The organism is Bacteroidota bacterium (assembly GCA_016715425.1).
Classification (GTDB): Bacteria; Bacteroidota; Bacteroidia; order Chitinophagales; family BACL12; genus JADKAC01.
In genome coordinates this window covers 21,100-38,720 of sequence record JADKAC010000006.1, presented here as the reverse complement: position 1 = coordinate 38,720, position 17,621 = coordinate 21,100, and the positions used below count along the sequence as shown (strand labels likewise).

General features: G+C 33.4%; 13 protein-coding genes. 2 read left to right on the top strand and 11 right to left on the bottom strand.

The window, feature by feature from the left end:
- Positions 1-60 precede the first annotated feature (60 nt).
- Entirely contained in the window at positions 61-753 is a 693-nt protein-coding gene (locus IPN31_11745) for a PorT family protein (GenBank protein ID MBK8682554.1), read from the bottom strand.
- Between the two features lie 432 nt (positions 754-1,185).
- Between IPN31_11745 and IPN31_11740 the strand changes: the two genes are divergently transcribed.
- Together IPN31_11740 and IPN31_11735 are read left to right on the top strand one after the other, a co-directional pair.
- Positions 1,186-4,941, top strand: coding sequence for a T9SS type A sorting domain-containing protein (locus tag IPN31_11740; GenBank protein ID MBK8682553.1), 3,756 nt, complete (start codon positions 1,186-1,188; stop codon positions 4,939-4,941).
- 399 nt (positions 4,942-5,340) lie between these two features.
- Positions 5,341-7,014: a DEAD/DEAH box helicase gene (locus IPN31_11735; protein MBK8682552.1), complete on the top strand. Its 1,674-nt coding sequence runs from the start codon at positions 5,341-5,343 to the stop codon at positions 7,012-7,014.
- A 177-nt stretch (positions 7,015-7,191) separates the two neighbouring features.
- On the opposite strand, the gene IPN31_11730 is transcribed toward IPN31_11735, so the two are convergent.
- The 10 genes from IPN31_11730 to IPN31_11685 form a co-directional block, all read right to left on the bottom strand.
- On the bottom strand, positions 7,192-7,869 hold the full coding sequence (locus IPN31_11730; protein ID MBK8682551.1) for an epimerase: 678 nt from the start codon (positions 7,867-7,869) through the stop codon (positions 7,192-7,194).
- A gap of 149 nt (positions 7,870-8,018) precedes the next feature.
- Positions 8,019-9,263, bottom strand: a complete 1,245-nt coding sequence (locus IPN31_11725; GenBank protein MBK8682550.1) for a DEAD/DEAH box helicase — start codon at positions 9,261-9,263, stop codon at positions 8,019-8,021.
- Between the two features lie 344 nt (positions 9,264-9,607).
- On the bottom strand, positions 9,608-9,904 hold the full coding sequence (locus tag IPN31_11720) for a hypothetical protein (GenBank protein MBK8682549.1): 297 nt from the start codon (positions 9,902-9,904) through the stop codon (positions 9,608-9,610).
- Between the two features lie 108 nt (positions 9,905-10,012).
- Positions 10,013-11,464, bottom strand: coding sequence for an aminotransferase class V-fold PLP-dependent enzyme (locus IPN31_11715; protein MBK8682548.1), 1,452 nt, complete (start codon positions 11,462-11,464; stop codon positions 10,013-10,015).
- A gap of 130 nt (positions 11,465-11,594) precedes the next feature.
- The gene (locus tag IPN31_11710) at positions 11,595-13,031 is read right to left on the bottom strand and encodes an SDR family oxidoreductase (protein MBK8682547.1); all 1,437 of its coding nucleotides are present in this window, start codon (positions 13,029-13,031) and stop codon (positions 11,595-11,597) included.
- A gap of 177 nt (positions 13,032-13,208) precedes the next feature.
- Positions 13,209-14,036: a hypothetical protein gene (locus IPN31_11705; protein MBK8682546.1), complete on the bottom strand. Its 828-nt coding sequence runs from the start codon at positions 14,034-14,036 to the stop codon at positions 13,209-13,211.
- A gap of 293 nt (positions 14,037-14,329) precedes the next feature.
- Positions 14,330-14,845, bottom strand: coding sequence for an azurin (azu, locus tag IPN31_11700; protein MBK8682545.1), 516 nt, complete (start codon positions 14,843-14,845; stop codon positions 14,330-14,332).
- Positions 14,846-15,015: 170 nt separating this feature from the next.
- Positions 15,016-15,390, bottom strand: coding sequence for an antibiotic biosynthesis monooxygenase (locus IPN31_11695; GenBank protein ID MBK8682544.1), 375 nt, complete (start codon positions 15,388-15,390; stop codon positions 15,016-15,018).
- A 314-nt stretch (positions 15,391-15,704) separates the two neighbouring features.
- Positions 15,705-16,058, bottom strand: coding sequence for a hypothetical protein (locus IPN31_11690; protein ID MBK8682543.1), 354 nt, complete (start codon positions 16,056-16,058; stop codon positions 15,705-15,707).
- Between the two features lie 313 nt (positions 16,059-16,371).
- On the bottom strand, positions 16,372-17,616 hold the full coding sequence (locus IPN31_11685) for a T9SS type A sorting domain-containing protein (GenBank protein ID MBK8682542.1): 1,245 nt from the start codon (positions 17,614-17,616) through the stop codon (positions 16,372-16,374).
- Positions 17,617-17,621: the final 5 nt, after the last annotated feature.

Below are 17,621 nucleotides of genomic sequence, written 5' to 3'. Positions count from 1 at the left end.
ATTACCATATAAAAAAAGCCGGCTCAATGGAACCGGCTTCTAAAAATTTATTATTAATTTTTATCCTCCAATAGGAAATTTATACATCAGCGCAACTTTAACCCCACGGTTATTTAATGTATTAGCTCCACCGTCATTTATATTAGCAAGGCCAAGCATATAACCTAAATTTAAACCTAAACTTCCAGGACCTACATCACTCATCAATACCCCTGCCTGAATTAAAACACTGAAATCAATTCCACTTAATCCTGCATCTTCAAAAGAACCACTATCATCTATGTCATCAGTGGTAGTAGTAACATCTCCCGTAAAAGGATCAGTAGTTTTTGTGGTAGATGTTCCTGATGATTTATATCCCATTCCAAATCCAATAGAAGGGCCTACGCCAATTACAGGTCTGATATTACCGCTTCCAATAAGATAATTAACAAGAATTGGAATTTCAAGATAATTCAATTTAAAATCTGCTTCAACAGATGTTTCATAAAAATTTGGTACTGAAAACTCATATTCTGATGAAGATCCTTTCTGCATAAACGCAAGAGAAGGTTGAATACAAATATTATCACTCAGCATAATATCAACCGGAATTCCGAAGTAAAATCCTGTAGTTGAACCAGCCTCGAACCCATCAGCATCGCTGGATTGAGAAGCGAAGTTAGGTCCTACTTCAACACCAACTGAGATTTGAGCGTGTGCCATGCTTACTATGATTAGAGCAGCGGCAACTGTAAATAATCTTAATTTCATAATTGTTTTATTTTGTTTATGATTACAAAGTAGAGCGATTACTTTTAATTATCAATGGCTTTATTTGAAATGTTATACACATTGCCAAAATTTAGAATAGTACTAAATAAGTTACCTGAATTCAACAAAGGTTACATTTTGAGATAGTTGTTTTCTGTCAAATATTTGTAAGACGTTTAGTAATCCACAACTTTATAGAAAATCTTTCAATCTAAACAATAATTTTGCCCGTCCTCATAACTGTCACACAAGCGGTTTTTTGATTCTTCCCTGAATTTTATAACACTCTACATTCGCCTTAATAATTTGATTAACGGATAAGAAATTAATCATTTTAGTCGGTCGAACCAGATTGTGAAGCATACACACAATATTTAAGTTTTTCTCTACACACACGAAGAATTTTATTGCTTAACCCTTTAATTATTTAGTATGCTAAAGTCTAATTCAATTTTCCTCAACACACTCATTCTCTGCCTTCTTTTTTCAACTTCATTACACAGTCAAATGGTAATGGATATGGATTGTACCGGCGATGAGATGGATCCAATGACACGTGAGCATTGTAAAGTAATGGCATTAGTGCCTATTTGCTGTGCTACACAAACTGCAATTGCAAATGGCAATTGGTTTTCGGGCTCCACCTGGAGTTCCGGTAATGTACCTGTAGCAGGTGAAAATGTATATATACCCGATGATATTACAATTACCTATAATGGAAGCAGCAACGAAGCAATTAATTGGCTGCGTATTAATGGTGAATTAAAATTCAGCACTAACATCAATACTAAACTTGTAGTGGAAACTATTGTAGTGGACACAGAAGGTAAGTTGAGGATGGGTACAAGTGCAAATCCTGTTCAAAGCAGTTATACCTGCGAAGTTGTATTCTCCGATCAAGGTCCTATTAACACTATTTGGGATCCTTATAAATTGAGTAAAGGCATTATTATGCAAGGTGAATATGAAAGTCGTGGTGCATTTAAAACGCCTTATGTTGAAATGAATTCCGGTACTAGTGCAGGTAGTAATAAATTAACATTGGCAAGCATTCCTGAAGGATGGAATGTGGGGGATAAGCTTGTAATTGCAGGTATTACAACCGGCACTACAGGTGCAATAGATAATGAGAATAAGCAGCATGATGAAGTGCTTATAATTACAGCAATTTCAGGTAATGAAATATATTTTCAAAATATGCAGGATTTATCTTCTGTGTTATTATTTAATCATACTCCACCTGATGGATATGGATTGAAAATGCATGTTTCAAATCTTACCCGCAATGTAATATTCAGAACTGAAAATTGGGAGACAGTTCCATTTAGCGAAAGAGGACATTGTATGTTCATGCATACATTAAATGTAGATATAAATAATACATTGTTTCTCGGTTGCGGCCGCACAAATAAAGGGATGTTAGTTACCGATCCTATCGTAAATGATATGGGAGATTTAATTAGTGGGGGTGGAAATCCACGAGGTAGATATGCATGCCATTTTCATCATGGTGGTCCGTCTGATAATACTGTAACACCTGCAAATGTGTATGACTGTGTGGTTGATGGTACACCGGGTTGGGGCTTTGTAAATCATCAGAGCTTTGTAACTATGGATCATAATGTTGCTTATAATTTCAAAGGTTCGGCTTTTGTTACCGAAGATGGAAATGAAATAGGTTCCATGACATATAATATGGCAGTAAAAGGTTTGTTTGATAATTCCGGTTTTATAATGACAGACAGAGTTTTAGTGTTTGATTTTGGATATGATGGAACAGGCTATTGGCTTCAATCACCTAATATTGATTACGCTTATAATATTGCAGCATCATGCGCAGGGTCAGGCTTTTTCCTATTTACAGAGCATGAATTACTTCCTGATAACAAAAGATACCTTATTCCAACCAGCACATTACTAGATCACACCATTGCCGGTGCAAATGAATCAATGTATCAGGCTGTAATTCCATTAAGAAGTAATGTAGGTTCTATCGTGTATAATTCATCTATTGGGTTTTCTATTTGGGCACATATGACCAATGATGATGATGTAGGAGGTTTTGCTTCAAACAAGTATCAGGATTTCACACATGATAAACACACAGTAATTGAAGGTTTTAAATTTTGGGCTATTTATACTACCGGATTTCATTTATCCTATTCCAGTCAGGTACACTTTAAAAGCGGATTATTACTCGGCGATCTTGAAAATAGATTTGAAACAGTAGATGCGGCAGCTCCTTCATCAGGATATGCATTTTATTCCGGAGCAGGTGCAGGTGGAAGCAATTATATTTATGAGAATTTACAAGTGGAAGGATGGAATAAAGGAATATTATCTTTCCGTACGGATGATAAATTAATGTGGGATGATAAAGAAAATAATTATCGCACTACAAAATTAATTGGCGGATCATTATCAAATATTAATTACGTAATTGTTCCCGAGGATGGCATCAATGAATATTATGAAACTGAATCATTTGTTTTTGCGAAATATTTCGAGGTTTCAGGTAACCCTTCTTTTAGTTCTACATTACCTGATTTAAGTCCAATTGCAGATTTTACTTATACTCAAAGCGGTAACAAAACAATTCATCTGGATGCTTCCATGTTATCTTATGATCTGGACCAAGTGGTAAATACTGCCGGTAATGGTATTGCTGCCGCTGTTTGGACATTATCCGATGGATCAGAGTTTTATGGTACAGATGCGTACTATCAATTTCCTTCGAATGGTTCCTTTCCTGTTACACTAACTGTTTACGATTGTAAAGGCCAGACAAGTTCCATTACAAAAAATGTGTATGTGGAAACAGCAGATTATAAAAATGCAATTGTAAATTCCGGTTTTGAAGGTAGTGAAATTGATGTAACCAGTATGGCCAATTCCAGCCCGGCTTCTATTGCAAAAGGTTGGATAAATACGGGTAACTGGAGACTAGTAAATGGAAAAATTAGTCTTGGCTTGAGTGTGGGAAATCAAAAACCCATTCTACAAGTTATACAAGATGATTACTTAAGAAAAGGAATAGTAGAGTTTTCTTTTCAAGCAAAAAATCAAGGAAGAACTCCGGATGATAATCAGTTAATAGCCGAAGTATATGGTGTGAATGGTGAATTTGAATATAAAGATCCTGCAGTATCCGGACAGATTACAAAGTGGAATAATAATGATTCTACATTTTCTTATGACTTACTTTTTCAGGAAGATTTTGGAACTGCTGCTTTTGGCTGGACAACATTTAAAAGAGATGTAGATTTTGGCGATGGCTATCAGTTTATCATTGTCCGTTTCTCATCCAGTAATTTAAAATCAGGACAAAGTGATACTTCTGCTTTGGATAATGTTTGTCTGCCTTGTAAATGTGAAATACCTGAAGGTGGTTTTGCCGACGAATTATTTTCTACATCTGCAACTTTAGTATGGGACAATGTAGGTGCAAATTCTTACCTTGTTAAACACAAAGCAAATAGTGGAATTTGGATAATTGATACTGTCAACAACACCTATTTAGAGTTGAAAAGTTTAACTCCGAATACTCGTTATCAGTGGATGGTGAGTGCGTTATGCGATGACGTTTATACTGAATATTCTTTAACTAATAAATTCACTACTCCGATAGATGGAAGCGAATGTACTTCACCAACAATATTGGCAACAAATTATGTTACTGATAATACTGCCATGTTTAGCTGGAATGCAATTCCGGGTGCATTAAACTATAAGGTTTCTTATAAATTGGATACCGATACAAAATGGACTATTGCCTACACTTTGAAAAACTCAATAACTATTACAGGACTTAATAGTGGCGCTTCTTATACATGGGGAGTACGCACTGAATGTGCTGAAGGTTGGAAGCCGAATTCAAGTGGAATGTCCTTTACAACTTTGTTGACCAGAGAAGGTAATGGCATTGACAACGAAAACGATTTACTCGCAAGCGTATATCCTAATCCGGCAGATGAAGTAATACAAGTAATGATGTATTGCGAAACAGAGCAGGATGTAAAACTGAGTATATATGATCTTGCAGGAAAATTGATTGTGAGTAAAACTGTTACGGGTGATACTGGTAATTCAGTAGTGCAATTTGATATCAGTGATATTGCAGCCGGTACTTATATTATTAAAGCAAGTAATAGCGAAACTTTTGTAACAGATAAGTTAGTAATATTCTAAACTTTCTTTTATAGCAGGCTCTAATTGCTGCCGGAATATTCAGCGATTCATAACTTCGATTTTTATAATTGAAGTGATAAATCTCTCCTGAGTATTCCGGCTTTTTTTATTTATATAATTGCAATGTGGAATAATAATAATAATAGGATAGCCATTTAATAAAAATTATGAATGATTGTTAAAAGATAATGGGAGATTGTTATAGTCAATTATCAATCTTATCATACAATGTATTTATCAATTAGAAAAAAAATTGCCGCTAATCCACTACTTTTGCACTGTTAAAACTTATAAGCCTACACCGAGGCGAGTTTACAGTTCCATTCAGAATACACTTTAGTCGGTAAGATTCAAAAATGGTTGTCGAATTCTACTCACGGGCAACCTAAACAAATTTATATGCAATCATTTTCAGAAGGAGGACTGAATAAATCTGTTCTTCAGGCAATAGCCGAAATGGGCTATGAAACGCCAACACCCATCCAACAAAAAGTAATTCCTCAACTGCTTACCGGTAATTCCGATATAGTGGCTCTTGCACAAACAGGCACAGGAAAAACTGCTGCTTTTGGTTTACCAATGCTTACCTTATTAGATTTTACTTCGGATAACACACAAGCACTTATACTATGTCCCACCCGTGAACTTTGCATGCAGATAACACGTGATCTGAAAAGCTTTGCAAAATATCAGTTTGGAGTAAATGTAACTGCTGTGTATGGCGGCGCAAGTATCCGTGATCAGATAACAGAAATAAAACGGGGCTCACAAATTATTGTAGCTACTCCCGGTCGTATGGTTGATTTGTTATCAAGAAAAAATATTATCAATCTCTCTGCTATAAAATATGTAGTACTCGATGAGGCAGATGAAATGTTGAATATGGGTTTCAAAGAAGATTTGGACATGATATTATCAGCCACTGCTTCTAATAAAACTACATGGTTGTTTTCTGCAACAATGCCGGATGAAGTGTTGCGTATTTCTCGCAAGTATATGCATAACCCGGTGGAGTTAACAGCGGGCATAAAAAATCAGGGAAATGAAAATATTGAACACTTGTATTATGTGGTGCAGGCAAAAGATAAATATGCGGCATTAAAAAGAATTGCGGATTATAATCCTGAGATTTTTGCAATCGTTTTTTGTCGTACAAAAATAGAAACGCAACAAGTGGCTGATGCATTAATAAAGGATGGTTATAATGCCGATTCATTGCATGGAGATCTCTCTCAACAACAGCGTGATTATGTGATGAGTCGCTATCGTAGTCGCTCCTTGCAAATGTTGATTGCAACTGATGTGGCAGCTCGTGGTATTGATGTGAACGATGTGTCGCATGTCATTAATTATAATTTACCCGACGAGTTAGAAAATTATATTCACCGCAGCGGACGTACAGCAAGAGCGGGAAAAAAAGGTGTTTCTATTTCAATAATTAATTTACGGGAAAAAGGTAAAATTTCGCAGCTTGAAAAAAAGATAAAACGCAAGTTTACTTTAATGAAAATTCCTAACGGGTTTGAAGTATGTGAGCGTCAGTTAATGGCCATGATTCATAAAGTGCATGATGTGGAAGTGAATGAGGAGGCTATTTCAAAATTTATGGATGGCATCTATACTGAGTTGCAAGAATTGAGTAAGCAGGAATTAATAAAGCGTTTTGTTTCGCTGGAGTTTAATCGCTTTTTGGACTACTATAAAAATGCTCCCGATCTGAATGTGGATGCATCAAGAGATGATAGAAATTATGATTCCCGTGGTGGGGATGTAGCCAAATTGTTTTTAAATATTGGTAAAATGGATGGACTGGATAATAAATCATTAGCCAGTTTTATTGCTTCCACTGCAGGTATTGATAAGCATGATATTGTATGGTTAAATGTGAAAGGGGCGTATTCCTTTTTTGAAGTAAAACAACAGGTAACTCCTAAAGTGGTAAAAGCATTTTCAGGTAAAATTATTTATCAAGGTAGAAAGGTGAGATTAGAACAAAGAGGAGAACAACGCAATGAATCACGAGGTGATCATGAAAATAAAATTAAAAGAAGTAAATCAAAAGGCAGACGTTAAGATTCTGTAATTGGACTTATATATTATTAATGGCTTTTTTGTAAATCAGGAAAGCCATTTTTATTTGTCCTTCAACATCCTGTAATATTTTTTTAAATTATATTTTTAAATCTTTTTATAAGACTAAAATATGGTAGAAGTTATAGAAAATAAAATACTTGCTTACAATATAATTCATCACTTCATTGCAGCTAATAAATTTATGTCTGTATTTCCCAATTGATGTTTTTCATATCCAAACAAAACACAATTTATCATTGCCATTCCAATTTGATAATTACTGGTTATACTATTTGGAAACAAGGATTTTGCAGCCGGCAGTATGGGATTGATTACACTATAAATTCCATTGTAAAAAGCAGTACTTGATCGCACTCCTTTCATTCGCTGTATAAACCCGGGCCGGAACATATAAGCGCCTTTAAAAGGCATGGCAAGCAATGCATTTTCTGTTGAGCCTTTCACTCTTGCCCACATAATTTTTTTCTTTCCGGAAGTATCTGTGCCTTGTCCAGAAACATAGCAAAATACCATATCCGGATTTAAAGCAATTAAAGTGTTTGCAATAGAAAGTGTAAGGTCAAAAGTTATCCATTTGTAATCCACTTCCTTCATTCCAAGAGCAGAAATACCCAGACAGAAAAAACATGCGTTATATCCATTCAGTTGATTACTGATTGAACTCAAGTCATAAAAATCCTGAGGAAGAATTTCTTTCATTTTGGGATGCTTAATTCCAATGGGTTTTCGGCTTATTAATAAAATGGAATCTACATTTTCGTTTTCCAGACAGGTTAACAGAACACCTTTGCCAACCATTCCTGTGGCGCCAGTCATAATAGCATTTACTTTCATATTCATAGGGTAGAATTAGTATAAAATTAGTTTATTTCTGTTTACAAATTATATTTTTTATACTATTCACTGAGTGATTTTTTTGTAAAAAAAAAACTGACAAAATGTATTCATTACACTTGCCAGTTTTTTATTGTAACTATTACTTCCTAAACCGCTTTGCGATTAAAGTTGCGATTGCTTTTAAATTTATTCCACTTATTGCGATTTCCATTTGAACCTTGAGTTTTATTCTCAGCAGGAATTGTTTTACTGGCAATATGCAAATGAAAAGGATGCTCACTCACCACAGGAATTATTTGCTTGGTGAGCTTCTGTATATCCTTCAGATAAGCATGCTCTTCATGATCACAAAAAGAAATTGCTTTACCGGATAATCCTGCACGACCGGTGCGGCCAATACGATGCACATAGCTTTCGGGAATGTTGGGCAAGTCAAAATTAATTACATGCGACAACTCATCAATATCAATTCCACGTGCAGCAATTTCTGTTGCGACTAATACACGACATTTGTTATTCTTAAAATTATTGAGTGCATTCTGTCGAGCGTTCTGCGATTTATTTCCATGTAATGCTTCAGCACGAATACCACTGCGATTTAAATCTTTTGCTACTTTATCTGCACCATGTTTTGTACGTGTAAATACCAATGCGTTTTTAATATTTTCATCTTGAAGTAAATGCAAAAGCAATGCTTTTTTATTTTCTTTCGATACTTGGAAAATTGATTGATCTATTATTTCCACGGTTGAAGAAACTGGCGTAACTGTAACCTGTTCCGGGTTCACTAATAATGCATTTGCAAGTGAAGCAATCTCAGGTGGCATTGTTGCTGAAAAGAATAATGTTTGTTTTTTCGCTGGCAACTTTGCAATTACTTTTTTTACATCATTGATAAAACCCATATCCAACATTCGGTCTGCTTCATCTAAAACAAAATGTTGTAATTGATTTAAATGAATAAATCCTTGATTCATTAGATCGAGTAAACGACCTGGTGTTGCAATGATTACATCAATACCTTTTCGCAACTGTTGTGTTTGATTAAATTGAGATACCCCTCCAAAAATAACTGTGTTGTGTATTTGTGTGTTTTTGCCATACACCGCAAAACTTTCTGCAATTTGAATAGCCAACTCTCTGGTAGGTGTAAGTATCAAAGCACGCACTTGTTTACGTTGATCTTTTGGTTTGTTTAATGTGAGTTGTTGAATAATAGGAATAGCAAATGCTGCTGTTTTCCCTGTTCCTGTTTGGGCACATCCCAAAATGTCTCTTCCTTGCAATGCAGCGGGAATAGCTTGTTGTTGAATAGGCGTAGGCTGAGTATAACCTTCCTGCGCAAGAGCCTTCAATATGGGCTCAATGATACCGAGATCATTAAATAACATAAATTAAAATGGTTTGTATAAGGGGGGCTTTTTGAACCAGATACAGAGCTGTTCGCTTCCTGTTGTGTTCTTCTAATTTCGAGAAACTGCCTTATGGTTTTGTTTTAAAAATCCTCTGATCAATACTTTACTTTTCGCCTGAACACAAGTTTGAAAACCGGGTAGAGGAGGATAAGTCGGATGTAAAGTTACAATTATAAATTAGATAATCTATTCGTCTTCACCGTAAAGATGTGTTGATCTATTTATGCTTAGTTATGAGTTCATACTTTATTAATATCGCTTTACTTACTATTGAGATATAGTATTAATTAATGTTAATAGCGATAATTATTTTGTAAAAATTAATCACGATGCATATCAATCACTTCAATATTTTTATCGTTTAGAAACCAGCGATCATTTACGAAATCATAACTGAAATGAATATTTACAAATTTAATATCTGAAGTTGTTTGTGATGCAATAGCAACATCTGAACCTTGAATAATTTCATTCTCATGTAAACGCACAGGAAGATTAAATTCTGTGTTCTTATTGTTATCTTTTAAACTTGGCAACTTTTCGATAAAGCCGAGCATTTGTGCGTTTGTAATTGTGTAATTCTTTTTTTGGGCGGAGCGAGCATTTGTGTTTGACATCATCAAATTTACATAATTAAATTCAATTTTTTTTTTAATTTGTTGGATGTGAATACATACTTAGGTGTATATACATGTTATAATTGAAGATTGAAAAATATATTCTGTTCATTTAATTCTTTTCAAGTCTGCTTCATGCACTTTTCTCAAACAAGACTTTATCATTGCAATGGCTTCATCTATAATTTCCTTTTTTGTTCTAAAGGCTAATATAGCAATGCGTATTACAAAGCGATTATTGATTATTGATGAGCTTAAAAACACAGAACCATCTACATGAATTTCATCCATAAGCATTCTGTTTTTTTTATCTGAATCTAATTCAAATGGAAACCAAAAATAACTAACAGATAAATCCGGTTCCGGTCCGAGACAAAAACCAAGTTCAGAAATTTTATTTCTAAAATAATGTACTAATAATATTTTTTCTTCAAGACATGCAATGAAAGGTTCTATTCCATGAATTTGTAAAGGCAACCATACACGAAGCCCTCTGAAATGTTTTGTTAACTCAGGTGAAAGATTTGCAGAGCTTTTCAGTAATTCTTCACTATCTCCGTCTTGCATATAATTCGCTGTGTAATAATTTGAATGTAAAACGGCAGCACTATCTTTTACTAAAACAGCACCAACACCATAAGGTAGAAATAATCCTTTATGCGGATCAATAATTATTGAATCCGCTTTTTCAATTCCTTTGAATAATTCCTTCTTTGATGTCATAATAAAAAAGCCACCATAAGCTGCATCCACATGAAACCACATGTGATGTTTTTCTGCAATCGTTGCTATTGCATTTAATGGATCTACTGCACCTGTATCCGTAGTTCCCGCTGACGCTACAATTAAAAAAGGTTGAAGTCCGGATGAAATATCTTTTAGTATAAGTGCTTCTAATGATTCTGTTTTTATTTTATGATTTTCATTTAAAGCCACATAGCGGATAATCACATCTTCCAAACCAATAATTCGCAATGCTTTTTGAGTGGAATGATGCACTTGTTCGCTTAAATAAACTACATTTTTTTTTATGAATTCATTTTTTACTTTATGTTTATCTCTTGCTGCTGTAAAAGCAATTAGTGTAGATATTGAACCGCCGGATGATAAACATCCTGTGGCATTATCCGGAAATAAAAATATTTTTTTTAACCAATTAATTACTTCAAGTTCAATAGTGGCTGCACCTGGTGAAGCATAATGCACACTGGCAAACGGATTAGTAACTGCTGCAATAAAATCTGCAAGAGCGGCAGTAAATACTCCACCACCTGGTATATATCCTAAGTGCTTTCCTGATGCTGCATTGATACCTGTTTCAGCTACTTCTTTTTGATATAGTTTTAGAAGTTCAGAGATTGGTCTTTTTTGATTTGTGATTGCTAAAGAAGTGGGTTCTTTCTCATTATATCCTTTTACATTTTCAAGTCCTTCTATAAATTGATTTGCATATTCTGTCACGCTTGTAATCATTTCCAAACGCTCTGGTTCTGCAATATCAAGTTTCTGACTTAACTCGTTTAATGCATTGAGTTTAATAATTATATCTTCTGAATTCATTGTGATATTTTTTTAAACCGCCAAGGTGTAAAATTGAATTAAAACTTTTGTTAGAAAATTTTAATAACATTCTTTGTTGCTTTAAAATAAGATAAAATATTTAGATTTAAACAACATCTATAAAAGCAACTTATTTATACGGCTTAGGTTCCGCAATTTTATTAATCATTCCATTAAATATTAATTTGTGAAACGGAAAAACTGCATACCAATATAATCGTCCCCATAAACCTAAAGGTCTAAGGGTTGCAGTTTGAGTAAGTATATCATTTTCATCAATTTTAAATTCTAACCAAGCCTCGCCGGGCAATTTCATTTCTGCAAACAAGAGCAACCGTTTTTCTTTTTTATTTGCTATAAGCACACGCCAAAAATCAAGCGTATCATTTGAAAATATTTCGGTGTCGTTTATTCTTCCTCTTCTCAAACCAACACCTCCTGCGAACTGATCTAAATACCCTCTTACTTTCCATAACCAGTTGTTATAATACCAACCTCTTTTTCCACCAATAGCCCATATTTTTTCGAGTGATGTTGCGCTGTTTTCCAACTTAACAGAACGTATTTCTTTAAAACAACCATGCACCGGAACTTCAATTAATTTGGTTGAGCCTTCACGAAATATATTATTTGTTTGAAAATCATTCCAGCTTAAAAACACTTGTGTTTGTTCTATCTTGTCAAAGGCTAGTTTAATTGAGTCGTAATAATTCAGTGGTTGAATGTTAAGCATTACTGCTAAATTATTAGGTTGGCAAATTACTTCAATTTTCATACTGTTTACCAAATTCGTTGCAAGTGCATAAGAGGTAGAAGTTACAAAGTATAACCAGTATGAAGATATTTTTGGTGTCATCACCGGAACGATAAATATTTTTCTTTTTAGCCCTCTTATTTTAGCAAATCGCAAAAGCATTTCTTTATAACTTAAAATATCCGGACCACCAATATCATAGCTCTTATTATAAGTTTCAGTGTTACCAATTACACCAACTAAAAACTCAACTACATTTCGAATTGATATAGGTTGACATTTTGTTTTTAACCATCGGGGCGCAATCATCATTGGTAATTTTTCTACCAAATCCCGAATGATTTCAAACGAAGCACTTCCGGACCCCACAATTATTCCTGCTTTTAGAGTAGTGAGTGCAAACGTGGAGTTTGATAAAATGCTTTCAACATTTTTTCTGGAAGTCAAATGCTTAGATAACTCATCAGCATTACTTATTCCACTTAGATAAATTACTTGTTTGACATTTGTTTGTGCAATGCGATTTTTAAAATTTGTTGCACATTTTTCTTCCATAGTTTCAAAGTCACCACTTTGTGTTGACATGGAATGAATGAGATAATATGCTACATCAATATCAATTGGAATATGCTGTAAAGTTTCTTCTTTTAAAAAATCGGTTTCAATAACTGAAAGCTTAGAGGTAGAATATTTCTCATAATCAAATTTATTTTTATTTCTCACGCAACAGATTACTTCATTTCCGTTTTTCAATAAAACCGGCAATAGGTGTTGTGCAATATATCCGGTTACTCCCGTAAGTAATATTTTCATAGAATAAATTTGCCTGTAGCAACAGGGGATGTAAAAAATAAATTATAACATGTGTTATGTAAAATGTAATTTGATTATGATACTGTGTTTCAAATTACATAACAGTTAGATAAACCATAATCTGATAGCAATTGTTTTTATTTTTAGAAAAAGAATGCTTCTTAAAATAAACAAATATTATTGCAAGAAGGCATATCCAATTCCAAAGGAGTACCATATTTTATTATTGTAAATCCAATCATTAGCATATCCACTTGCATAATCTTTTCCTAATACAAAACCCAAAGAAAGTCTATTGGTTTGAACTATTAAACCGGTAGCCCAAGTCCACCCCGGAGTAATACCTGATTTAAAATCTGCAGCACCGGTATTGGTAGTAGTATTTTCATTTACATTGATAAAAGAAAGCCCAAGAACCAAAGGAATGGTTAAATAAGTAGGGCTATATTTTGATATTCTTTTTCTAATTCCACCATAAGCACCAATTGTTACATCCGTTGTCATTTGGTATTTTATATCACCCTCCCCGGGTCTTATCTTAAATGGAAGCGTTAGTTGCCCTGCTGTTATTTGATAGTTTCTTGGATTTTTAAAGCTCACGGAATAAAGTGGTTTTTTATCAATCTTTTCAAACTCTTCTTTTGAAATGCAAAGCATTTTATCATTCATATTTGTAATAGGAAATCTCACAGGATTCTCTACGTCAGTTAATTTATACGATCGTTCACCACTACTCTGTTTACCATCCAAAAAATTAGGATAAGTAAGCACGATATAAATGATATTATCTATACTCACTTCATCCCAATCGGTGTTTACAAGGAAGCCTGTGATTGAATAATAAATAGTATCCTTAAAAATTTCGTAGCGATTATTTATTTCATAAAAGTTTGCCCTTCCTTGTAGTTCGTAATAATTCTTTCTTTCAAAATCATGTACTTGTTCTTGCCCATATCCATTAACAGAAACTAAGAATGTTATAAGTATTAAGTGTAAAGGTTTCATGTCTTTGTATTAGTTTATTTTATAAAAAAAATCAACACTCTCAACTTACCGATTTATTCGGAGTCAGTAAAGCAAAAACCAAATTAAGAAAAATATTTTGTGGATTCAATTTGAATTTTCTAACGAAAAAATAATTTCAAATTGTTTTTTTATGAAATCAATAAAAGAATCATTGATTCTGAATTAGAGGAAGGAATTAGATAAGGGGAGTATGGCAATAGAGTAATTTGATTATCGTCAACATCTCTAAATGATATTAGAGATGTTGATGAAAAATCAATTTTGATAAGAATTTATTCAACGATAAACTTTCCTTTCATTGTAGCCCAATGTCCTGGGAAAGTACATAAGAAATCATACTCGCCTTTTGCCGGAGCCTTAAAAGTAATCGAGGTAGTTCCACCACCACCGATTTGCTCTGTATGGGCAATTATTTGGCTGCCGTCAGTTGGAATGTAATGATTGTCTTTGGCTTTAATTGCTTCGTTAGCAAAATCAGGAATCTTTGTTCCTTGTGTCAATAGTACAAAATTATGTCCCATTGTTTCAACTGGCATTACGCCTGTGTGGTGTAATGTTAAAACTACTGTTTGACCTTCTGATACTCTGATTTCTGACTTGTCATATTTCATTTTATCGTCAGCATTCAGTGTAATTCTCACTGTATCTGATTTAGGTGTTTCCTGCTTTTCAGTAATAACAGGTTCATCGCTTTTAGTTTCTGTTTTTTCTTTAGATGTGCAAGAAAAAAGGAATGTACCGCAAATAGTAAGCACTAATAATGTGGATTTGATTTTGATATTTTTCATTTTATAAAATTTTCTGCAAAGATAATAGATGTTTCGTCAACCATTAAAATATGAAAGATATATCCTAATAATAAATAGCATTTGCAATAGAATTTTATAAGATTTGGAATTTTATTTTGAAATTTTTTAAAAGGTGGAATAAAAAGATAAATGGTATATGGTACTGAAAATTATTTATAGCTTGAATTTAATTTCCAAAAGCTGATTTCGGGAGGCCCTGCAAGGAAATTGGAAGATGCTTCTATAAAATTTTGCAGGTGTTCTGTTTTCATGTGTTCGGTTTTATAGTAGTCTTCATTATCCCATTGTTCAGAAAGCAGGATATTAGAATTATCATTAGGATCCACATACATATTTATCTGTATGAAGTGGTCTTCTTTCTCAACTTCACTGATAAGTGTATTTAATGCAGAAACTGCTTCTACGTTTTTGTTTTGTTGAGTTTTATACTTTACAAGTACAAATATATTTTCTTCGGATTCTGAATTATTACAACTCCATAAAGCAGTTATGCTTATTAAGAAAATAAAATAATAGCATTTCATGATTTAATATTTTAAAGGTGAATAATTTGCCTTATAATTTTCAGCTGCTATGCTTTTTGAATAAGGCAACTCGAATGTTTGCTAAAGGTATTAATCTATACTTTCATTTCTTTTTTCTATCGGTGTGTAGCTTGTTTATGTGTTATTAGATTTTGACAGGATTGCAACTGGGTAAGGAGGTTTTGACCGAACATGAATATTCCATTAATTACACACGAAGCACTCACGAATGCTATTAAAAAAAATTACGAGTAAAACTGCTTTTGAAATATGATATGCTGCAATTTGGGTAAATGCTTTTAAAGCCAGTTTAGCTATCCGTCAATTTTGTACAATCTATAAAAAGAAAGTCCTTTACGAGATTTGGCTACTGTTCCATTATCAATAAATGTCCACACGTTGTGAAACTTATCATTAGAGTTATCATCCTTTAATAGCACCTTTTTACCCTCTAAAATCCAATTACCAGTAATGTTAGTTTCTTCTCCCGGAATTGAGAAATCCTGGTAATAAAAAGTGTTGTCAGAATTAATTGTCAGTTTAATTTGAGAAGGGTCAGAGTCTGATACGCCATAGGTACCAATAAACATTTCTGAACTCTTGTTTGCAAATGAAGACATAATTAAAATTGTCGCAATTACTGTCAGGACTTTAATTGATTTAGTCATAGTTGTATGTATTTAATTTGTTGCTATCTGATTTTCGACGTTAAATAGTAAGTTATTTGAAACTCTACTATCCGGTATTGAAAATAATATTAAATCATAAACTATTTTAATTAAATAGTATGCATTTAGCATATTTAGAAAAGAAAAATTTATAAAATTGATTTCGGATAAAGGGATTGTATAGATTTTAAATTGAAATTTCAAAACTGAGATTGCAATTTAATTTTGCTTCTTATGCTGTATTAATAATTATTGTTTTATTTGAAATGGATAGTAAACGATAAAGGAATAGACAGATATTTGAAACGTATTTTCACCTGCGTATTATCATTTTATAACTGAACTCTTCATTGGTTTCTGTTTTTATCACCAGCAAATAAACTCCCTGCGGTAAATCTGATTTTATTATAGGATTATTTATCAGATTTTTTTCTTCTTTTACTAATTCTCCAATTGCAGAATACATATATACATCAAACCTCTCTGAGCAGTTGGATCTTATATAAAATAAATCATCGCTTGGGTTAGGATAAAATTTAAAATAACTAGACTTATTTTCATCATAGGAAATAGTTGCGCTATCTTTTAGAAACCATTTTCTTGCTTCAGCATCATTGTAAAATCTTTCGAAGATTTCCATACCTAACTTGTCATTTCCGGCCGGCGACCAATGCAGTCCATCTGCAGGTTTTAAATCGGTGGTGCATTCCGTATATAAACCATCGCTTCGTGGATTTGCACCATCAGTCCATAGATAAGCACTCCAATCTAATACAGGCGCATTTCTGTTTGTGCCTATAAATGCCAATGAAGTATCGCCCATGATTTGATTTTCAATTAACCACTTCATTGCCCAACCATTATAATAATCCCGGGGGAATCTAAGTCCATTACCTACTTGACTATCGCTTTCAATATAACCTCCATATCCACGACCGTTTAAATAACAAACTTGAAGATTCGGATATTTATCAATCAATATTTTAAACAACTGTTTAAATTCAATCATTAATTCCTGAGGTGCAGAAGGGAAGTTATAATTTTCGGATGAAGAGTTATCATTTTCAAGCCAAATTATTTGCACTTGATTATTATTAACGCCATTGGAAATTAACTGGTCGGTTACGTATTGCCAATAATAATTACTGGTGTCAATTATTTTTTGAATTGCTTGTCCACCTTCGCCGCCATTAACAATTTTGAGAAAAGGATTAATTAAACAAAAGGTGTCTGTAATATTTTGAAAACTTTCAAATTCAGTTCTGGGATTGGATGCACCTATAGAGAGCAGCACAATATTACCATTGTTAATATCATAATCGCCGTATGTATTGCGGGGGGATATATTGGAAATGCCATAGTTTAAATTTTCAATTTGTACAACAGGTTTTTCATTACTTCCATAATATAATCCGCCTTGAAATCCTTCATAATAACCGCTCCCTAAATCTGTAATTGGAATTAAACCGGTTGAATCTAACGAACAGTCTTGTGAGTGCAATTGTGCAGACAATACAATAAATAATACCAGGTTTATAAAAATGAATTTATTTTTCAATTTCT